The organism is Pseudomonas sp. CF161 (genome assembly GCF_000416215.1).
In the GTDB taxonomy this organism is placed as follows: domain Bacteria; phylum Pseudomonadota; class Gammaproteobacteria; order Pseudomonadales; family Pseudomonadaceae; genus Aquipseudomonas.
Genome location: NZ_ATLP01000127.1, coordinates 1 through 16,576, shown reverse-complemented (window position 1 = coordinate 16,576; position 16,576 = coordinate 1). Strand labels below are relative to the sequence as shown.

14 protein-coding genes are annotated in these 16,576 nt (G+C 66.2%); 6 read left to right on the top strand and 8 right to left on the bottom strand.

Features of this window, described 5'->3' with window-relative positions; all coding sequences use genetic code 11:
- Together CF161_RS31475 and CF161_RS31470 are read left to right on the top strand one after the other, a co-directional pair.
- A partial coding sequence (locus CF161_RS31475; protein WP_043231096.1) for an HlyD family secretion protein occupies window positions 1-434 on the top strand: 434 nt, incomplete at its 5' end.
- Complete coding sequence (locus CF161_RS31470; RefSeq protein WP_020300685.1) at window positions 427-2,004, top strand: DHA2 family efflux MFS transporter permease subunit; 1,578 nt, start codon at window positions 427-429, stop codon at window positions 2,002-2,004. The genes CF161_RS31475 and CF161_RS31470, both read left to right, overlap by 8 nt.
- 3 nt (window positions 2,005-2,007) lie before the next feature.
- Here the strand turns inward: CF161_RS31470 and CF161_RS31465 are convergent, their stop codons facing one another.
- Window positions 2,008-2,775 (bottom strand): helix-turn-helix transcriptional regulator, encoded by a 768-nt coding sequence (locus CF161_RS31465; protein ID WP_020300684.1) that lies wholly within the window; start codon window positions 2,773-2,775, stop codon window positions 2,008-2,010.
- Between the two features lie 185 nt (window positions 2,776-2,960).
- Between CF161_RS31465 and CF161_RS31460 the strand changes: the two genes are divergently transcribed.
- Both CF161_RS31460 and CF161_RS31455 read left to right on the top strand, forming a co-directional pair.
- Complete coding sequence (locus tag CF161_RS31460) at window positions 2,961-3,812, top strand: AraC family transcriptional regulator (RefSeq protein WP_020300683.1); 852 nt, start codon at window positions 2,961-2,963, stop codon at window positions 3,810-3,812.
- Between the two features lie 80 nt (window positions 3,813-3,892).
- Window positions 3,893-4,531: a LysE family translocator gene (locus tag CF161_RS31455; RefSeq protein WP_177326823.1), complete on the top strand. Its 639-nt coding sequence runs from the start codon at window positions 3,893-3,895 to the stop codon at window positions 4,529-4,531.
- Between the two features lie 17 nt (window positions 4,532-4,548).
- On the opposite strand, the gene CF161_RS31450 is transcribed toward CF161_RS31455, so the two are convergent.
- Complete coding sequence (locus tag CF161_RS31450) at window positions 4,549-7,116, bottom strand: EAL domain-containing protein (RefSeq protein WP_020300681.1); 2,568 nt, start codon at window positions 7,114-7,116, stop codon at window positions 4,549-4,551.
- A 412-nt stretch (window positions 7,117-7,528) separates the two neighbouring features.
- Here CF161_RS31450 and CF161_RS31445 point away from each other — a divergent pair, with 412 nt between their 5' ends.
- Together CF161_RS31445 and CF161_RS31440 are read left to right on the top strand one after the other, a co-directional pair.
- On the top strand, window positions 7,529-8,587 hold the full coding sequence (locus CF161_RS31445) for an aromatic ring-hydroxylating dioxygenase subunit alpha (protein WP_020300680.1): 1,059 nt from the start codon (window positions 7,529-7,531) through the stop codon (window positions 8,585-8,587).
- Between the two features lie 114 nt (window positions 8,588-8,701).
- Window positions 8,702-9,652 (top strand): PDR/VanB family oxidoreductase, encoded by a 951-nt coding sequence (locus tag CF161_RS31440; RefSeq protein ID WP_020300679.1) that lies wholly within the window; start codon window positions 8,702-8,704, stop codon window positions 9,650-9,652.
- A gap of 3 nt (window positions 9,653-9,655) precedes the next feature.
- Here CF161_RS31440 and CF161_RS31435 read toward each other — a convergent pair whose 3' ends face one another.
- From CF161_RS31435 to CF161_RS31410, 6 genes are all read right to left on the bottom strand, one after another.
- The gene (locus CF161_RS31435) at window positions 9,656-10,369 is read right to left on the bottom strand and encodes a GntR family transcriptional regulator (RefSeq protein ID WP_043231094.1); all 714 of its coding nucleotides are present in this window, start codon (window positions 10,367-10,369) and stop codon (window positions 9,656-9,658) included.
- 102 nt (window positions 10,370-10,471) lie between these two features.
- Window positions 10,472-11,728 (bottom strand): OprD family porin, encoded by a 1,257-nt coding sequence (locus CF161_RS31430; protein ID WP_020300677.1) that lies wholly within the window; start codon window positions 11,726-11,728, stop codon window positions 10,472-10,474.
- Window positions 11,729-11,846: 118 nt separating this feature from the next.
- Window positions 11,847-13,322 (bottom strand): aldehyde dehydrogenase family protein, encoded by a 1,476-nt coding sequence (locus CF161_RS31425; RefSeq protein ID WP_020300676.1) that lies wholly within the window; start codon window positions 13,320-13,322, stop codon window positions 11,847-11,849.
- A gap of 43 nt (window positions 13,323-13,365) precedes the next feature.
- Window positions 13,366-14,301, bottom strand: coding sequence for a ketopantoate reductase family protein (locus CF161_RS31420; RefSeq protein ID WP_020300675.1), 936 nt, complete (start codon window positions 14,299-14,301; stop codon window positions 13,366-13,368).
- A 25-nt stretch (window positions 14,302-14,326) separates the two neighbouring features.
- The gene (locus CF161_RS31415; protein ID WP_020300674.1) at window positions 14,327-15,718 is read right to left on the bottom strand and encodes an MFS transporter; all 1,392 of its coding nucleotides are present in this window, start codon (window positions 15,716-15,718) and stop codon (window positions 14,327-14,329) included.
- Window positions 15,719-15,802: 84 nt separating this feature from the next.
- Window positions 15,803-16,576: thiamine pyrophosphate-dependent enzyme (locus tag CF161_RS31410; protein WP_043231091.1), on the bottom strand; the 774-nt coding region annotated here is incomplete at its 5' end.

Sequence of the window (16,576 nt, the reverse complement as noted above, 5' to 3'; positions counted from 1 at the left end):
GGCTGGCACTGGCCCGGATCGACCTGCAACACACGCAAATCCGCAGCCCGATCGACGGCACCGCCGGCCAGCGCAGCCTGCGCATCGGCCAATACGTCGAGGCCGGGGCGCCGCTGCTGGCGGTGGTGCCCGAGGCGGCCTATGTGGTGGCCAATTACAAGGAAACCCAGGTCGATGCCATGCGCCCCGGGCAACCGGCGCACATCGAAGTGGACGCGCTGGGCGGCCTGGAGCTCCAGGGCCGGGTCGACAGCTTCGCCCCGGCGTCCGGCGCCCAATTCGCCCTGCTGCCACCGGACAATGCCACCGGCAACTTCACCAAGATCGTGCAGCGCATGCCGGTGCGCATCCGCCTCGAACCGGGGCAGCCGCGCGCGGCTGAACTGCGCCCCGGCATGTCGGTGATCGTCAGCGTGGACACCCACCATGAGTAACCCTGGGCAGCAGACTGTCGAGGCCGCGCCGGCCATTTCCCTGCGCACCTGGGTCGCGGTGCTGGGCAGCGTGGTCGGCTGTTTCATGGCCGGGATGAATGTGCACGTGACCAACGCCTCGCTGCCGGATGTGCGCGGGTCGCTGGGCGCCACCTTCGAGGAAGGCTCGTGGATCACCACCGCCTACCTGGTGGCCGAAATCATCATCATTCCCATGACCGGCTGGCTGGTGTCGGTGTTCTCCATGCGCCGGGTGATGATGGTCGGCACCGCAGGCTTCGTGCTGTTCTCGATTGCCTGCTCCCTGGCGCCGAACATCCAGACCATGATCATCGCCCGCACCCTGCAGGGCGCCTTTGGCGGGGTGCTGATCCCGCTGTCGTTCCAGCTCATCGTCACCGAGCTGCCGGCCGCGCGGCACCCCATGGGCATGGCGCTGTTCGCCGTGGCCAACAATGTCGCCCAGGCCGCCGGGCCGTCCCTGGGGGGCTGGCTGACCGACGCCTATTCCTGGCGCTGGATCTTCTACCTGCAAGTGCCGCCCGGGCTGTTGCTGCTGGCGGCGATCGGCTGGTCGGTGCGGCCGCAACCGATGATGCTGCACAAGCTGCGCCAGGGCGACTGGTTCGGCATCGCGACCATGGCCGTGGGGCTCTCGGCGTTGCAGATCATGCTCGAGGAAGGCAGCCGCAACGACTGGTTCGCCTCGACCTTTATCGCCAACTGCGCGGCGCTGGCGCTGATCGGGCTGCTGGCGTTTGTCTGCATCGAACTGCGCCGCGAGCACCCGCTGATCAACCTGCGCCTGCTGGGCCGCTACAACTTCGGCCTGGCCAGCCTGATGCAATTCACCTTTGGCGCGGTGGTGTTCGGCGTGGTGTTCCTGGTGCCCAATTACTTCGCCGAGATCCACGGCTACAACGCGCGGCAGATTGGCCTGATGATGATCCCCTACGGCCTGATCCAGTTCGCCATGTCATTCGCCACCCCGCGCCTGATGCGCTGGACCAGCGCCCGTACCATCATCATCCTCGGCTTCGCCATCACCGGCCTGGGCTGCCTGATGAACATCCACCTCAACCCGGATGCCGCGGCCAACGTGATCGTGCCGTCGCTGGTGGTGCGCGGCATCGGCCAGTCGCTGGTGGTGGTGGCGCTGGGGGTGATGGCGATCCAGGGCCTGGAAAAAGACCAGGTGGGCTCGGCCTCGGGCTTGTTCTCGATGGTGCGCAACGTCGGCGGTGCGATTGGCATCGCCCTGTCGAGCCAGATTGTGGTCGAGCGCGAAAAACTGCACGCCCAGCGCATCGGCGAGGCAGTGTCGCCCTTCGCCCAGGCGACCCAGGAACGGCTGGTGGACATGGTGCGCATGCTCAGCCATGTGCCACTGGACTACGCCAGCGCCCTGCACGGCGCTGCCGCCGGCCCCTTGCGCCAGCAAGCCCTGGCGCTGATGGAGCGCCTGGTGCACCGCGACGCCATGCTGATGGCCTACAGCGATGCGTTTTACCTGGCCGGGCTGGCAATGCTCGCCTGCGTGCTGGCCGGGCTGGTGCTGCGCCGCGCGTGACGGTCAACGGTAGAACAGCGACGGCGGCACCCCGAACTGGCGCTTGAAGGCCGCCGCGAAGGCGCTCTGGCTGTCGTAACCGTGCTGCAACGCCACTTGCACGATCGGCATGCCCTGGGCCAGGCATTCCAGGGACAGCAGCAGCCGTGCCTGCTGCCGCCAGCGGCCGAAGGTGATGCCGGTGGCGCGCTGGAACTGGCGGTGAAAGGTCTTGCCGCTCATCGCCAGGCGGTCGGCCCAGTGTTCGGCGGTGCTGTTGTCGGCGGGGTCGGCGGCCAGGGTCTGGCAGACCCGCAGCATGCGCGGTTCCTGAGGCCAGGGCAGGTTGAACGGCAGCACCGGCAGCCAGCGCAGCTCATCGAGTATCAAACGCATGATCCGCCCTTCGCGGCTGTCACTCTGGTAGTGCTCCTGCACCGCGGTGGCGGCCAGGATCAGCTCGCGCAGCAGCGGCGAAACCTCGATCACACAATCGCCCTGGGGCAGGCCCGCAATCGCATCCAGGTTGATAAACAGGCTGCGCATGCGGGCCGCGCCGCGCATGCGCACGGTGTGATCGACCCCGGCCATCAGCCACACCCCACGGCTGGGCGGCACCACCCAGCGCCCGGCCTGGGTCTCGATCACCAGCACGCCTTCGATCGCATACAGCAGCTGCGCCCGGTCATGGCGGTGGGCCGGGATCACATGGCCATTGGGGTAGTCCACCGCAACGCCGGTGACCGGCATCGCCGCGCATTCGTAGGAGGAGGCAAACGCCGAATCGGACATGCAGGAAACGCCTCAGGGTTCAGGGAGCGCGACACGCCGGTCGCGGCAAAAAATGACCAAAACAGAATAACAACGCAGCGTTTCGTGGGATAGCGTCAACCCAGGCCCAGCAAGAGCCCCTGGTGCGAGGCTAAAAATATGAGAGCATGCCCCACCGCTCCAACACTTCAGGACCCGCACCGCGCATGGCTCAACCGGCCCACCTCCCCGCAACGCCCAGGGCCGCGCCCGAGACCGCCATCGCCCAGTTCTGGCGCGACCCGGCGCTGCCCCATGTCGAGAGCCGCCGAGCCTGCCACAGCCGTGCCAACTACAAGCCCCACAGCCACCCGACCTACTCCATCGGCGCCGTGGACCAGGGTGCCAGCCTCTTCACCGGGGCGGCAGATGGCCCGACGCTGATCCGCAGTGCCAGCCTGGTGTTTGTCCCCGCCGGCTGCGTGCACGCCTGCAACCCGCTGCCGGAGACCGCCTGGAGTTATCAGATGCTGCACCTGGATGCGCAGTGGCTGGCCGCCCTCAGGGCCGAAACCCAGACCGGGGCCAGCGCCCCCGAGCCGGTGCTGATCAGCCACGACCCGGCACTCTACCAGCGCTTCTGCCAGCTCAATCGGCTGTTGTTTTCTGCGGCGGGCAGCGCTGAAAAAGACGCCGCACTGATCGAATTCATCGGCGATCACGATGGCGCCGACCCGCAGCGGATCGACATCGCCGCCAACCCCGCGCTGGCCAGCGGCGAGTTCAAGCGGCTCATGGACTTCTTGCAGCACGACAACCACAGCCTGCTGCCCCTGGCGGAACTGGCGGCCATGGCCGGGATGAGCCGCTACCAGTTGATCCGGGCCTTCCGTGCCAGCACCGGGCTGACGCCCCACGCCTATCAGCTCAACCGCTGCATCAACCAGGCGCGCCACTGGCTGCGCGAAGGCCAGGGCATGGCGTCGATTGCCTACCGCCTGGGGTTTGCCGACCAGGCGCATTTCCAGCGTGTGTTCAAGGCCCATGTCGGGGTGACCCCGGGGCTGTATCGCAGCTGAGCCCCGCGCAATTTTCTTCAATACAGGGCTTGGGGCCGCTGCGCACACTGGCGCTCCCTGTCCCTGGAAGTTTGCCCATGTTGCAGCAGTTTCTGATGATCGCCGCCGCGCATTTCCTGGCGTTGCTGTCTCCCGGCCCGGATTTTTTCCTGGTCGCCCGCCTGTCCATGGCCGCTGGCTGGAAGTCCGCCACCGGTGCCTGCCTGGGCATCGCCCTGGCCAATGCTGTGTTCATTGTTGCGGCATTTGCCGGGGTCTCGGCGCTGCATGCCGACAGCGCGGTGTTTATCGCCTTGCAACTGGCTGGCTGCGGCTACCTGCTGTACATGGGCGGGATGTTTATTCGCCACGCCGGCAGCAGCGCCCTGGGCCCGGTCGCCGCCGAGGGTGCTGCACCGGCACCCCGTGGCCGTGGCCAGTGGTGGCGCGGCCTGGGCATGGGCCTGCTGTCAGGCCTGCTGAACCCGAAGAACGCCCTGTTCTACGTGAGCCTGGCGTCCCTGGTCAGTGCCGACACCTCGGCCGGCTGGAAGCTGTTCTACGGCCTGTGGATGTTCGCCGCCGTGCTGCTGTGGGACCTGCTGGTGGCCCTGGCCATCGGCAATCAACGCGTGCTGCGGCGTTTCTCCCAGGTGCTGCCGTGGCTGGAGCGCGTGTGCGGGGCGATCCTGATCCTGCTGGCGCTGATCGTCATCGGCGCCCTGGCCCTGCGCCTTTGAACCCGTCGCCGGGCCCATCAGGCCATGGCCGCGCTCAGCCAGGCCTCCAGTGACTCCGGCGCCAATGGCCGGGCAAACAGGTAACCCTGGGCCACCGAGTAGCCCTGGTCCTTGAGCACCAGGCACTGGCCGGCGGTCTCCACGCCTTCGGCCACCACCGTCAGGTTCAGGCTTTTGCCGATGCCCATGATCGCCGCACTCAAGGCCCGGGCCGCGCTGTCATCTTCAAGGTCGGAGACAAAACTGCGGTCGAGCTTGAGCTCGCTCAGGGGCAGCCGGCGCAGGTAGCTCAGGCTCGAATAGCCGGTGCCGAAGTCGTCCATCGACAGACGCACGCCCTGGGCATGCACTTCGTCGATGGTCTTCAAGGTGCTGGGGTTGGTGTCCAGCAGCACGCCTTCGGTGATCTCCAGGGTCAGGTCCCTGGGCACCAGCCCGTGATGATCCAGGGTGTCGGCAATCATTCGCGGCAGGTCCAGGTTGTGGAAACTGGTGGGCGACAGGTTGATCGACACCGAGGGGATCGCCAGTGCCCGCCGCCGCCAGTCACTCAACTGGCGACAGGCCTGGGCCAGTACCCAGCGCCCGAGGTCGGCAATCAGCCCGCACTCTTCGGCCAGGGGAATAAAACGCGCCGGGGAAATCTCCCCCAGTTGCGGGTGGGTCCAGCGGGCCAGGGCCTCGACCCCACACAATTGGCCGCTGGCGAGGTCGATCTGCGGCTGGTAATGCAGGCGCAGGCCGTTGTTCTGCAGGGCCTCGCGCAGGGCCGTCTCCAGGGCCAGGCGCTCCTGGGCCAGCAGGTTCAGTTCATGGCTGAAGAAACTCAACTGGCCACGGCCGGCCGACTTGGCCTGGTACATGGCCATGTCGGCGCGGCGCAGCAGGGTCTCCATGTCGCGGCCATCGCCGGGGAACACACTGATGCCGATACTCGCCGAGCAGGCCACGGACACCCCGTCCACCAGGCACGGCGCGCCCAGGGCCAGCAACAGTTGCTCGGCCTGGGCCGCAACCTGGGTCGAATCGCAATGGGGCAGGATCAAGACGAACTCATCCCCCGACAGCCGGCCGACGATGTCCGACTCCCGTGACTCACGCTCCAGGCGCCCGGCGACGATCCGCAGCAGCTCATCCCCCGCCGGGTGGCCCAGGGAATCGTTGACCTTCTTGAAGCGGTCCAGATCGACGAACAGCACCGCCAACTGCGAGCTGTCGCGCCGCGCCGCGCTGATCGCCTGGTCGGCCCGGGCTTGCAGCAGGCTGCGGTTGGGCAGGCCGGTCAGGGCATCGTAGAACGCCAGCTGGCGAATCCGTGCCCGCGCGTGTTCACGCTGCAAGGCCAGGGCACACAGGTGAACGCAGGAATTGACGATCTGCTGGTGAAACAGGTCCGGCACCAGGGCTTCGCGAAAGTAAAAGGCGAAGGTGCCGATCACCCGCCCCTGGCTGGAACGAATCGGCGTCGACCAGCAGCCGACATACCCCAGCTCCAGGGCCAGGTGCTTGTAGTCGGCCCACAACGGGTCGTTGGCGATATCGGTGACCAGCACCGCGTTGTTGCGAAACGCCGCGGTGCCGCAGGAGCCGACGCTGGGCCCGATCGGCACGCCGCACAGCGCCGCGCTGTAGGCCGCCGGCAGGCTCGGCGCGGCCAACGATTGCAGGCAGCCATGTTCGTCGACTTCCAGGATCGAGGCCGCCACTTCCGGTGCGATGCGCTCCACCTCGCGGCAGATCAGCTCCAGCACCTGGGCCAGCGGCTGCTCGCTGGCCATGGCCTCCAGGGCGTTGTGCTGCAGCACTTCATACATTTTCGACTGGGTGATATCGGTCAGCACCGAGACCACGCTGACCAGGTCCCCGTCCTCCCCCATGACCGGGTTGGCCACCACATTGATCCAGTAGCGCTGGCCGGATTTGCCGACGACGATTTCCTCGCGCCGTACCGAGCGGCCAGCCAGCAGCTCGAGGCGCACATAGTCGATGTAGTGGGCGTTGGCATTGGCCGCCAGCAATTCGATGGGCGAGCGTTCGGTCAGGTCTTCCTGCTGCCAGCCGAACATGCGGCTGAAGCCGCTGTTGACGTACTGGATCCGCCAGTCCGCACCGACAATCAGCACCCCGGAGTCAGTGGCCCCGGCCACCAGGGACAGGCGCCGGTTGTGCTCGGCCAGTTCGCTCTCGCGTTGGTGGCGCAGGCTGATATCGGTGGCGACCTTGACCACCCGTTGCACATTGCCGGCTTTATCGAGAATCACCGTGTAAGTCGCCTCCAGCCAGCAGGTGCTGCCATCGCCGCGACGGCGCTCGCAGACCCCGGAAAACGTCCGGCTGGCCAACAGCCCTGCCCAAAACAGGCGGTACGCCTCGGAGTCGGCATACCGCTCCTTGCAAAAGGCCCGGTGATGCAGCCCCAGCGCGTTGTCACGGCTGTAGCCCAACAGCAGCAGGTAGTTGGGGTTGGCGTTGAGCAAAATACCTTCGGCGGAAAACTCGGCGATCGCCATGGCCCGATCCAGGGCGCCCAACAGCGCGTTGTGGCTGACCGAACCAGCGTCATCGACCTGAACTTGAGACACCATTGCCTGCTCCTTCTCCTGCTAATCCATTGCGCGGCTGAGTTCGATGCGGGCCCGCCCCACTATCGAGCAGCAGACCGAGCTGGCACGACCCACGATAAACCGGCGTTTTAGCGATGCTGTTCGTTGTCACGGCCAATGGCAAGTGCCCGTAGAGCCCGGGTCACGCCGGCAAATCCTGAACCGGCGGCCCTTTTCAGTCGATTCGGACAAATTCGAAAAGCGCATGAGGGTGAGCAATAAAAGTTTTGGCCGTGCTCAGAAGCACGCAACAGTGGATCCATTAACAACAACCAATCGTTCGATAATCGCCCAAATAAACCCATTTAAGGCCAAATTCATGATTGACCAGGCACCGGCCGCCGATCTCTAATGGATCCATTAATAAAAACAAGTCGTAGCCTGGAGACCTCCCATGCACCCCAAAAACACCTGGTACGTTGCCTGCACCGCCGATGAAATCACCGACAAGCCCCTGGGCCGACAGATTTGCGGTGAAAAAATGGTTTTTTATCGCGGTCTGGAAGGACAGATCAGCGCGATCGAAGATTTCTGCCCCCATCGCGGCGCGCCGTTGTCACTGGGCTATGTCGAAAACGGCAACCTGGTGTGCGGCTACCACGGCCTGGTGATGGGCTGCGACGGCAAGACGGTGTCCATGCCCGGGCAGCGGGTGCGCGGCTTTCCGTGCAACAAGACCTTTGCCGCGGTCGAGCGCTACGGCTTTATCTGGGTCTGGCCCGGTGATCAGGCCCAGGCCGACCCGGCGCTGATCCACCACCTGGAATGGGCGGTCAGCGACGACTGGGCCTATGGCGGCGGCTTGTTCCATATCGGTTGCGACTATCGCCTGATGATCGACAACCTGATGGACCTGACCCACGAAACCTACGTCCACGCCTCCAGCATCGGCCAGAAGGAAATCGACGAAGCGCCGCCGGTGACCACGGTCGAAGGCGATGAAGTGGTGACCGCGCGGCACATGGAAAACATCATGGCTCCGCCGTTCTGGCGCATGGCCCTGCGGGGCAACAACCTGGCCGACGACGTGCCGGTGGACCGCTGGCAGATCTGCCGTTTCACCCCGCCCAGCCACGTGCTGATCGAAGTCGGCGTGGCCCATGCCGGCAAGGGCGGCTACCACGCCGACCCGCAATACAAGGCATCGAGCATCGTCGTCGACTTCATCACCCCCGAGTCCGACACCTCGATCTGGTACTTCTGGGGCATGGCGCGCAACTTCAACCCCCAGGACCAGGAGCTGACCGCGAGCATCCGCGAAGGCCAGGGCAAGATCTTCAGCGAAGACCTGGAGATGCTCGAACGCCAGCAGCAGAACCTGCTCGCGCACCCGACGCGCAACCTGCTCAAGCTCAATATCGATGCCGGCGGCGTGCAGTCGCGCCGGGTCCTGGAGCGCCTGATCGCCCAGGAACGCAGCGCCGAACCGCAACTGATCGCCAGCGCCCAGTAAACCCCGGGGCGCGGCCTTGCCTGCCGCGCCCGCACACGCCCTGCCTGCGGCGGCGCAGTGACGAATAACCAGAAGTGAGCCCCTGCCCTGGCGGCAACACTCCAAGGACCGAACATGATTGACGTGCTGGTGGTATCCCGCAACAACGAAGCCCTCGACATCTGCAGCTACGAGCTGGCCAGCGTCGACCACAGCCCCCTGCCCGCCTTCAGCGCCGGCGCCCATATCGACGTACACCTGCCCGATGGCCTGGTGCGCCAGTACTCGCTGTGCAACCACCCTGAAGAGCGCCATCGCTACCTAATCGGCGTGCTCAAGGACCCGGCCTCACGGGGCGGTTCGGCCAGCCTGCATGCTCAGGTCCAGGTCGGCAGCCGGTTGCGCATCAGCGAACCGCGCAACCTGTTCCCCCTGGTCCATGAAGCCGGGCGCAGCCTGCTGTTCGCCGGGGGCATCGGCATCACCCCGATCCTGTGCATGGCCGAACGCCTGGCCCACAGCGGCGCCGACTTCGAGCTGCATTACTGCGCCCGTTCCAGTGAGCGCGCGGCATTCGTCCAGCGCCTCAAGGATTCGCCGTTTGCCGAGCGGGTGTTCCTGCATTTCGATGAGCAACCGCAGACCGCGCTCGACGCCGCCAAGGTCCTGGCTGGCCCGGCGGATAATGTGCATCTGTATGTCTGTGGCCCCGGCGGTTTCATGCAGCACGTGCTGGACAGCGCCCGTGCCCAGGGTTGGCGCGAAGAGTGCCTGCACCGCGAATACTTTGCCGCAGCGCCGGTGGACAGCAGCAACGATGGAAGTTTTTCGGTGAAGCTCGGCAGCACCGGCCAGGTCTATGAAATACCGGCCGATCGCAGTGTGGTGCAGGTGCTGCAAGCACATGGGGTGGAGATTGCCATGTCCTGCGAACAGGGCATTTGCGGCACCTGCCTGACCCGGGTGCTGGAAGGTGTGCCGGAGCACCGCGATCTGTTTCTGACCGAGGAGGAACAGGCCCTCAACGACCAGTTCACCCCCTGCTGCTCACGCTCGAAAACCCCGCTGCTGGTGCTGGATATCTGAGCTTCACTGCGTCCGCAGAATGACTTTCATCCGCTCGTCGCTGGTGGCTGCGCCGAACACCTCGGCATAGCGCAGGGTGGCGTTGGCGTGCTCGCGCATGATCGCCTCGGCCCGCGCGCCCTGGCGATTGACCAGGGCATCGAACACCGAATGGTGCTGCATGTGGGCGTAATTGAAGCGCCGGTATTCGCGGCCCAGGTCATTGCGATCCACCGCCAGGGCGGTCACCGAGGCGAACGGCAGATGGTCGTTGCGCGCCAGGGCATCGGCGATGGCCGGGTTGTGGCTGCCTTCGACGATCACCTGATGAAAGCGCATGTTGAGGTCGTGATAGGCCTCCAGGTCGTCTTCGGTGACATAACCTTTGTCGAACAGTTGATCACCCTGGGCCAGGCACAATTCCAAGGTCGCCCGCGCCGCCTCAGACAGCCCGCGCTCGGCGGTCTGGCGCGCGGCCAAACCCTCCAGCACACCACGCACCTCGACGGCGCCGGCGATGTCGTCGGCACTCACCGAGCGCACCTGGAACCCACGCCCGCCAAAACGCACCAGCAGGCCTTCCTGCTCCAGGGTGCGAAACGCCATGCGCACCGGCATCCGTGATACGCCGAACAGCTCGGCAGTGGGAATCTCCATCAACCGCTCACCCGCCGCCAACTCGCCCGAGGCGATCATCTTGCGCAGCGCAACCAGCACCATTTGACCGGGCTTACTCATCCAGGCATTTCCACAAAAGACGGGCCGCCATAGTAGCGCAAGCCTCGCGCCGGCGGCAGCGGCTACAACAGCCCGCTGTAGCCGCCAGGCTCGGCTACAGCGTTAAAAAGACAACGGGTAGCTGACGATCAATCGGGTCTGGTCGAAATCGCTGTTGAAGCTGCGGCGGTTGGTGGCGTTGTTCAGGCGCAGGCTGAGGCTTTTCAGGCTGCCGCTCTGGAAGGTGTAGCCGACTTCGGTGTCGCGCTCCCATTCCTTGCCGTTGCTGCCGACCTTGGTCGTGGCATTTTCTCCATGGCCATAACGCACCATCGCCAGCAACCCGGGCACGCCCACAGCAGCGAAGTTGTAGTCGTAGCGCGCCTGCCACGAACGCTCGTCGGCGTTGCTGAAGTTGCCGTTGAACATATCGTTGCCCAGGGTCCGGCCGCTGCTGCCATAAACCGACATCCACGGGCTGTCGCCACTGACTTTCTGCAGGCCCAGGTACAGGGTATGGCCACCGGTATTGGCCGAGAACAAGGCATAGGCGGTCCGGCTCTGCACCTCGCCAATGCGCGCGCGGCCGTCGTCCTTGTCGATGAAATACCCCAGGTTCGCCCCCAGCACCCACTCTCCCAGCGGCTGCTTGTGCACGAGGTTGAAATAGCTCTGCTGGTAGATGTCTTCCAGCTGTGAATGCCAGGCACCGATCAGGGTGCGCTGTTGATTGAAGCGATACTCGGCGCCGACATAGTTGAAGGCATCCGAGGTCACCCCCGGTGCGGCCCAGGCCGAGAGGTCCTGCATGTCCGACGAGTTGCGCAGGCTGACCGCCTTGTATTGCCCGGCCTGCAGGCCCAGGCCGCTGATCTCCCGCGAGTCGAGCATGGCCCCACGAAAGGTCTGCGGCAGCAGACGGCCATCGTCGTAGCGCAGCAGCGGGATGTCCGGCAGCAATTCGCCAACCTTCAACTCCGTGGCCGAAATGCGCATCTTCGCCGCCACCCCGGCGCGCCCGAAGTTGTCCGCCGCCTTGCCATCGTCATGCACCGGCAACAGCTCGGAACCGCTGACCGCGCGGCTGCTGTCGAGCTTGACGCCGAACATGCCGATGGCGTCCAGGCCAAACCCCACGGTGCCCGGGGTGTAGCCGGAACTGAACTTGAGAATAAAACCCTGGGCCCACTCCTCCACCTGGCTCTTGGGTGCACCCGAGTCACGAAAATCACGGTTGAAGTAGTAATTGCGCAGCAGCAGTTCAGTCTTGGCGTCTTCGAAAAAACCACCGTCTTCTTCGGCCGCCAGCACCGGCAGGCACAGGCCCGAGGTCATGGCCGCCGCCAACAGCGAACGGGTGAAGGTCAATGGGCTGCTCATTCTTATTGTTCTCCGTTTTTCATGGGCGCAGCCGCTCCCCGGCAGGCCCCTGGAGGCCCGCCCGACAGGGCTGCAAAAAGGCCCGGCCGAACCGGGCTTGAATCAGTGGGCTAACGCATCAAAAGGGATACTGACGCGGCTGGTGTTGCACGCTGATCCAGTGATCGCGGGTGAACTCATCGATCGCCCAGTCGCCGTTGAAGCGCCCCAGGCCCGAGTTCTTTTCCCCGCCGAAGGGCGCGTTGGCCTCATCGTTCACCGGGATGTCGTTGATATGGGTCATGCCCGCGCGGATCTGCCGGGCAAAGCCCACCGCGCGTTCCAGGCTGGCGCTGAACACCGCGCTGGACAGCCCGAACTCGCTGGCATTGGCCAACTCCAGGGCATGGGCCTCATCCCGCGCGCGCAGCAGCCCCACCAGCGGGCCGAAGATTTCGTTGCGCGCCAGGTCCATGTCCTGCGTGACCTCGCCATACACATGGGGCGCCAGCAGGTTGCCCTGGCCGCCGCCTTCGTACAGCGGCTCGGCGCCCTCGGCCCGGGCCAGGCGGATTTTTTCCTGCAGGCCCTGCAACTGACGGGCGTTGATCACCGGGCCGATCACCGTGTCCTGCAGATTCGGATCACCGACCTTGAGCCCCTTGACCCGCGCCACGAAGCGCTCGGCAAACGCCGGGTACAGGCTGTCGTCGATGATGATGCGGTTGACCGCCATGCAGATCTGCCCCTGGTGCAGGAACTTGCCAAACACCGCTGCATTCACCGCGTGCTCCAGGTCAGCGTCGGCCAGGACCACGAACGGGCTGTTGCCGCCCAGCTCCAGGGCCACGTGCTTGAGGTGCTCGCCGCCGCTGGCGATGCGGCCGATACCGCGCCCCACCGGGGTCGACCCGGTAAAGGTGATCAACGACGGCACCGGGTGCTCGACAAAGGCATCGCCAATCTCGCTGCCGGCCCCCACCACCACGCTCAGCACCCCGGCCGGCAATCCGGCCTCTTCGAATATCCGCGCCAGCAGCAGGCCGCCGCACACCGGGGTGTCGCTGGCCGGCTTGACCACCACCGCGTTGCCCAGGGCCAGGGCCGGGGCGATGGAGCGCTGGGTCAGGTGCAGCGGGAAGTTCCACGGGCTGATGACCCCCACCACCCCCAGGGCGCTGCGGTAGACCCGGCTTTCCTTGCCCGGCACATCGGACTCGACGATGCGCCCATGGACCCGCGCCGGAAACGACGCCGACTCCAGGGCAATCGCCCGCGCCGCGCCCCATTCCAGCTGGGCCTTGAGCCGGGTGCTGCCGGACTCGCGGATGATCCAGTCGATGATTTCCTCGCGGCGCCGGTCGAACACCGCCACCACCTGATGCAGCACCGCCGCCCGTGCCGACGGCCCGAGCGCCGCCCACTGCGGCTGGACTTCGGCAGCCTTGCGGTAGGCGGCGTCAAGGTCGGCGCGGTTGGCCTGGGGAATCTCCAGCAATCGCGAACCGTCGTACGGGTTGCTCACCGCCAGGGTCTTACCCCCGGCGCCGGCGCGCCACTGGGCGGCGATGGGTTGCAGGTGCAGATCAGCGTAAACGGCTGGGGAATCGCTCATGTCATATCTCCTGGAAACAGAATGGGTAAATTCGCTGCGGCGCTCATTCGTGCACGGCGCCCGAGGCTCGCGCCTCGATCAGCCGCACCAGCCCCAGCAGGGTGGCGGTATGGGGCACGGCGACGCCGGCCTGACGCGCCCGGGCCAGTACCTCGCCGTTGATTGCGCCGATCTCCGTCGAGCGCCCGGCCAGCACGTCCTGCAACATCGACGGTTGGTGCGTGCGGTGATGGGCGATGGCGTAGGCCACGCTCTCCAGACAGCGCTGGGTATCAGTCGCGACCCCCACCGACTGCGCGACCGCCAGCACCTCCAGCACAATCGCGCGCGCCAGTTCGACACCTTCGCGGGCGCCGTCCAACTGGCCCACGGTGCAGCCGGTCACTGCGCACAGGCTGTTCAAGGCCGCATTGAAGGCGACCTTCTCCCAGATCGAGGTCCACACCTCGGGGTCCGGCGCGCAGTTCAAGCCCGCGCCGTCGAGCACCGCCGCCACCTCGGCATTGGCCGGGCGTTCGACGCCGTCCGCCGACCACACCCGGACCATGCCCTGGCCATGGGAGCGCACGTGGCCCGGGCCGACCATGTCTGCCGGCCAATTGGTCATGCCGATCAGCACCTGCTCCGGGGCGACGTGGCGGCACAGAGCTTCGGCGTTGCCCAGGCCGTTCTGCACGGTCAGCACCCGGGTCTGCGCGCCGATATGCCCGGCAATGCCGCGCAGCGCGCTGTCGGTGTGCTGGCTCTTGGTGAACACCAGCAACAGATCGGGCTGGCCCGGGGCCTGCTCCGGGCGGCAGGCGACCAGGCCGCTGACGCGCTGCTCGCCGTTGTCGGTCTCCAGGTGCAAACCCTCGCGGCGGATGGCGTGCAGGTGCGCGTCGTTGATGTCCAGCAGGGTGACCTGCTGCCCGCTTTGCGCCAGCAGGCCGCCGAACAGGGAGCCCATGGCCCCTGCCCCGAGAATGGAAATATTCATCGAACCTCCGTTTCAGAATGAGTGGTCATGGCCGGCCCGGCACCCGCCGGGGAATATGCCGGCGCACCAGCAACAGGGCGATCAGCGCCATCACCATCACCGAGCCCAGCAGCGTCAGGTAACCCCCAGCGCCGCCCTGGGTGATGATGGTCGCGCCGGCAAACGCACTGAGGATCGCCCCCATGCGCCCAAAGGCCAGGGCCGATGCGGTGCCGGTGGCACGCACGTTGGTGGGATAGATAAAGGCGCAGAGCGCGTACAGGGTCGACTGCACGGCGTTCACGAACAGGCCATGCACGCCGAAGCCGAAGATCAGCAGGCTGGTGTTCTGATTGATGTCCACCCAGCGCATGGCAAAGGCACTCGCCGCGCCGCCCGCGCAGCAGATCACCAATGGCCAGAACGAGCCCCAGCGGGTCATCGCCACCGCGCACACCAGGGCCCCGATCACCCCGCCCAGGTTGTAGGCGGTCAGGCCCGAACCGGCGACCGAGGGCGGCAAGCCTTCGGCCATCAGCATGGTCGGCAACCAGCTGAAAGCGCTGTAGACCGCCGTCAGGCACATGAAGAACGCCACCCAGACCAACACCGTGTCCCGCCCGTAACCGAGGGCAAACAAGGCGCGGAAGCCGTCGCGTTTTTCGCTGGCCTGTTCCAGGGCATCGGTGTAGCGCACGCCCTCGGCCATCGGCCGTCCCATGCGTCCCAGCAGGCTGTTCAACTCACCCCAGCGCTGTGGCCGCCGCGCCAGGAAGCGTGGCGACTCCGGCAGCGCCGCCAGCAGCACAAACCCGAGCACGATGGGCAAGCTGCCGCCGACGAAAAACAGCGTGCGCCAGCCATAGACCGGCAACACGTGGGAGGCGAAAAACCCCGCCAGCATCCCGCCCAGGGGCACGCAGACAATGGTCGCGGTCACCGCCAGCGTACGCCGGCGTGCCGGGGTGAATTCGGCGGTCACGGTGGTGGCGCTGGGCAACGCGCCCCCAATCCCCAGGCCGGCGATAAAGCGCAGGATCGCCACCGTCAGCGCATCCGGCGCCAGGCCGATGGCGCAGGTCGCGGCGCCGAACACGAACACACTCATGATCACCGCCATGCGCCGCCCGAAACGGTCGGCGAACAGACCGGCGCAGGCGCTGCCGATGCCCATGCCGATCAGCCCGGCCGCCACCACCGGAGCAAAGACCTCACGGGTAACGCCCCACTCCTTGATCATCATCGGGATCGCGAACCCGATCAGTTGCCCGTCGAAACCGTCCAGCACGATGGACAGCGCCGCCAGCAGCACCACCAGCTTTTGCATCCGGGTAAAGGGGCCTTCATCGAGCAGGGAACCGATATCGGCATTGCCCGACGCGGCACGCGGCGAGCGCGGCACGCTCGTCGTCCCATCAATGACCTCAGTCTTGTTCATAACCACCTCTTTTTTATTGTTGTTGTAGTGCCGCGCCGAGCACGGCTGGCAACGCCGGGAACGAGCCCGGCGCGGGGTCTTGCCTCAGGGTTCGATGGTCAGCGTCGGCACCTCGATCAACACCGGGCGCTGGCCCGCCAGGGCTTCGCTGAAGGCTGCGGCAAACTCTTGGGCGGTGTTGGCCTGCAGCGAATGCACGCCATAGCCCAGGCCGATGGCGCAGAAATCCAGGCCCGGTACATCCAGCCCCGGGGCGTCGCTGACCCCCAGCACATCGGCGAACCAGCGCAAGGCGCCGTAGGTGCCGTTCTTGAGAATGATGAACACCACCGCAACCCCGTACTGCGCGGCGGTCCACAACGCGGTGATGCCGTAGTTGGCCGAGCCGTCGCCGATGATCGCCACCACTCGCCGCTCGGGCGTCGCCAACTGCACGCCAACCGCGGCCGGCAGGCCGAAGCCCAGGCCACCGGCGGCCGGGAAGAAGTAACTGCCGGGCTCGCGCATCTCGACCCGCTGCCAGAAGGCACCGACGGTGGAGGTGGACTCCTTGACGTAGATCGTGTCCTTGGGCGCCAGTTGATCGATCAGGTCGAACACGGTTTCCGGACGCAGCAGGCCGCCCTCCTCGACGATCGGCGCCGGCCGCGGCAAGGCCTCGGGCAGCGGCCGCTCGCTCTGGCGGACCACGCCCACCAGGGCTTCGAGGGTGAGGGCGATGTCCGCCACCAGGGCATCGCCCATGGGCGCCCGCGCCGCTTCGCCGGGGTCGCAGGTGATGTGCACCAGCTCGGCGCCGGCCGGCAGGTAGGCGCCGGGGGCGAACTGGTGATAACGGAACACCGGCCCCCCCACCAC

Excerpts from the sequence above, each read along its gene's own strand:
- CF161_RS31445 (WP_020300680.1), top strand. The coding sequence starts at position 7,529 with ATGCACCCCAAAAACACCTGGTACGTTGCCTGCACCGCCGATGAAATC.
- CF161_RS31430 (WP_020300677.1), bottom strand. The coding sequence starts at position 11,728 with ATGAGCAGCCCATTGACCTTCACCCGTTCGCTGTTGGCGGCGGCCATG.
- CF161_RS31440 (WP_020300679.1), top strand. The coding sequence starts at position 8,702 with ATGATTGACGTGCTGGTGGTATCCCGCAACAACGAAGCCCTCGACATC.
- CF161_RS31465 (WP_020300684.1), bottom strand. The coding sequence starts at position 2,775 with ATGTCCGATTCGGCGTTTGCCTCCTCCTACGAATGCGCGGCGATGCCG.
- CF161_RS31460 (WP_020300683.1), top strand. The coding sequence starts at position 2,961 with ATGGCTCAACCGGCCCACCTCCCCGCAACGCCCAGGGCCGCGCCCGAG.
- CF161_RS31420 (WP_020300675.1), bottom strand. The coding sequence starts at position 14,301 with ATGAATATTTCCATTCTCGGGGCAGGGGCCATGGGCTCCCTGTTCGGC.
- CF161_RS31415 (WP_020300674.1), bottom strand. The coding sequence starts at position 15,718 with ATGAACAAGACTGAGGTCATTGATGGGACGACGAGCGTGCCGCGCTCG.
- CF161_RS31450 (WP_020300681.1), bottom strand. The coding sequence starts at position 7,116 with ATGGTGTCTCAAGTTCAGGTCGATGACGCTGGTTCGGTCAGCCACAAC.
- CF161_RS31470 (WP_020300685.1), top strand. The coding sequence starts at position 427 with ATGAGTAACCCTGGGCAGCAGACTGTCGAGGCCGCGCCGGCCATTTCC.
- CF161_RS31435 (WP_043231094.1), bottom strand. The coding sequence starts at position 10,369 with ATGAGTAAGCCCGGTCAAATGGTGCTGGTTGCGCTGCGCAAGATGATC.
- CF161_RS31425 (WP_020300676.1), bottom strand. The coding sequence starts at position 13,322 with ATGAGCGATTCCCCAGCCGTTTACGCTGATCTGCACCTGCAACCCATC.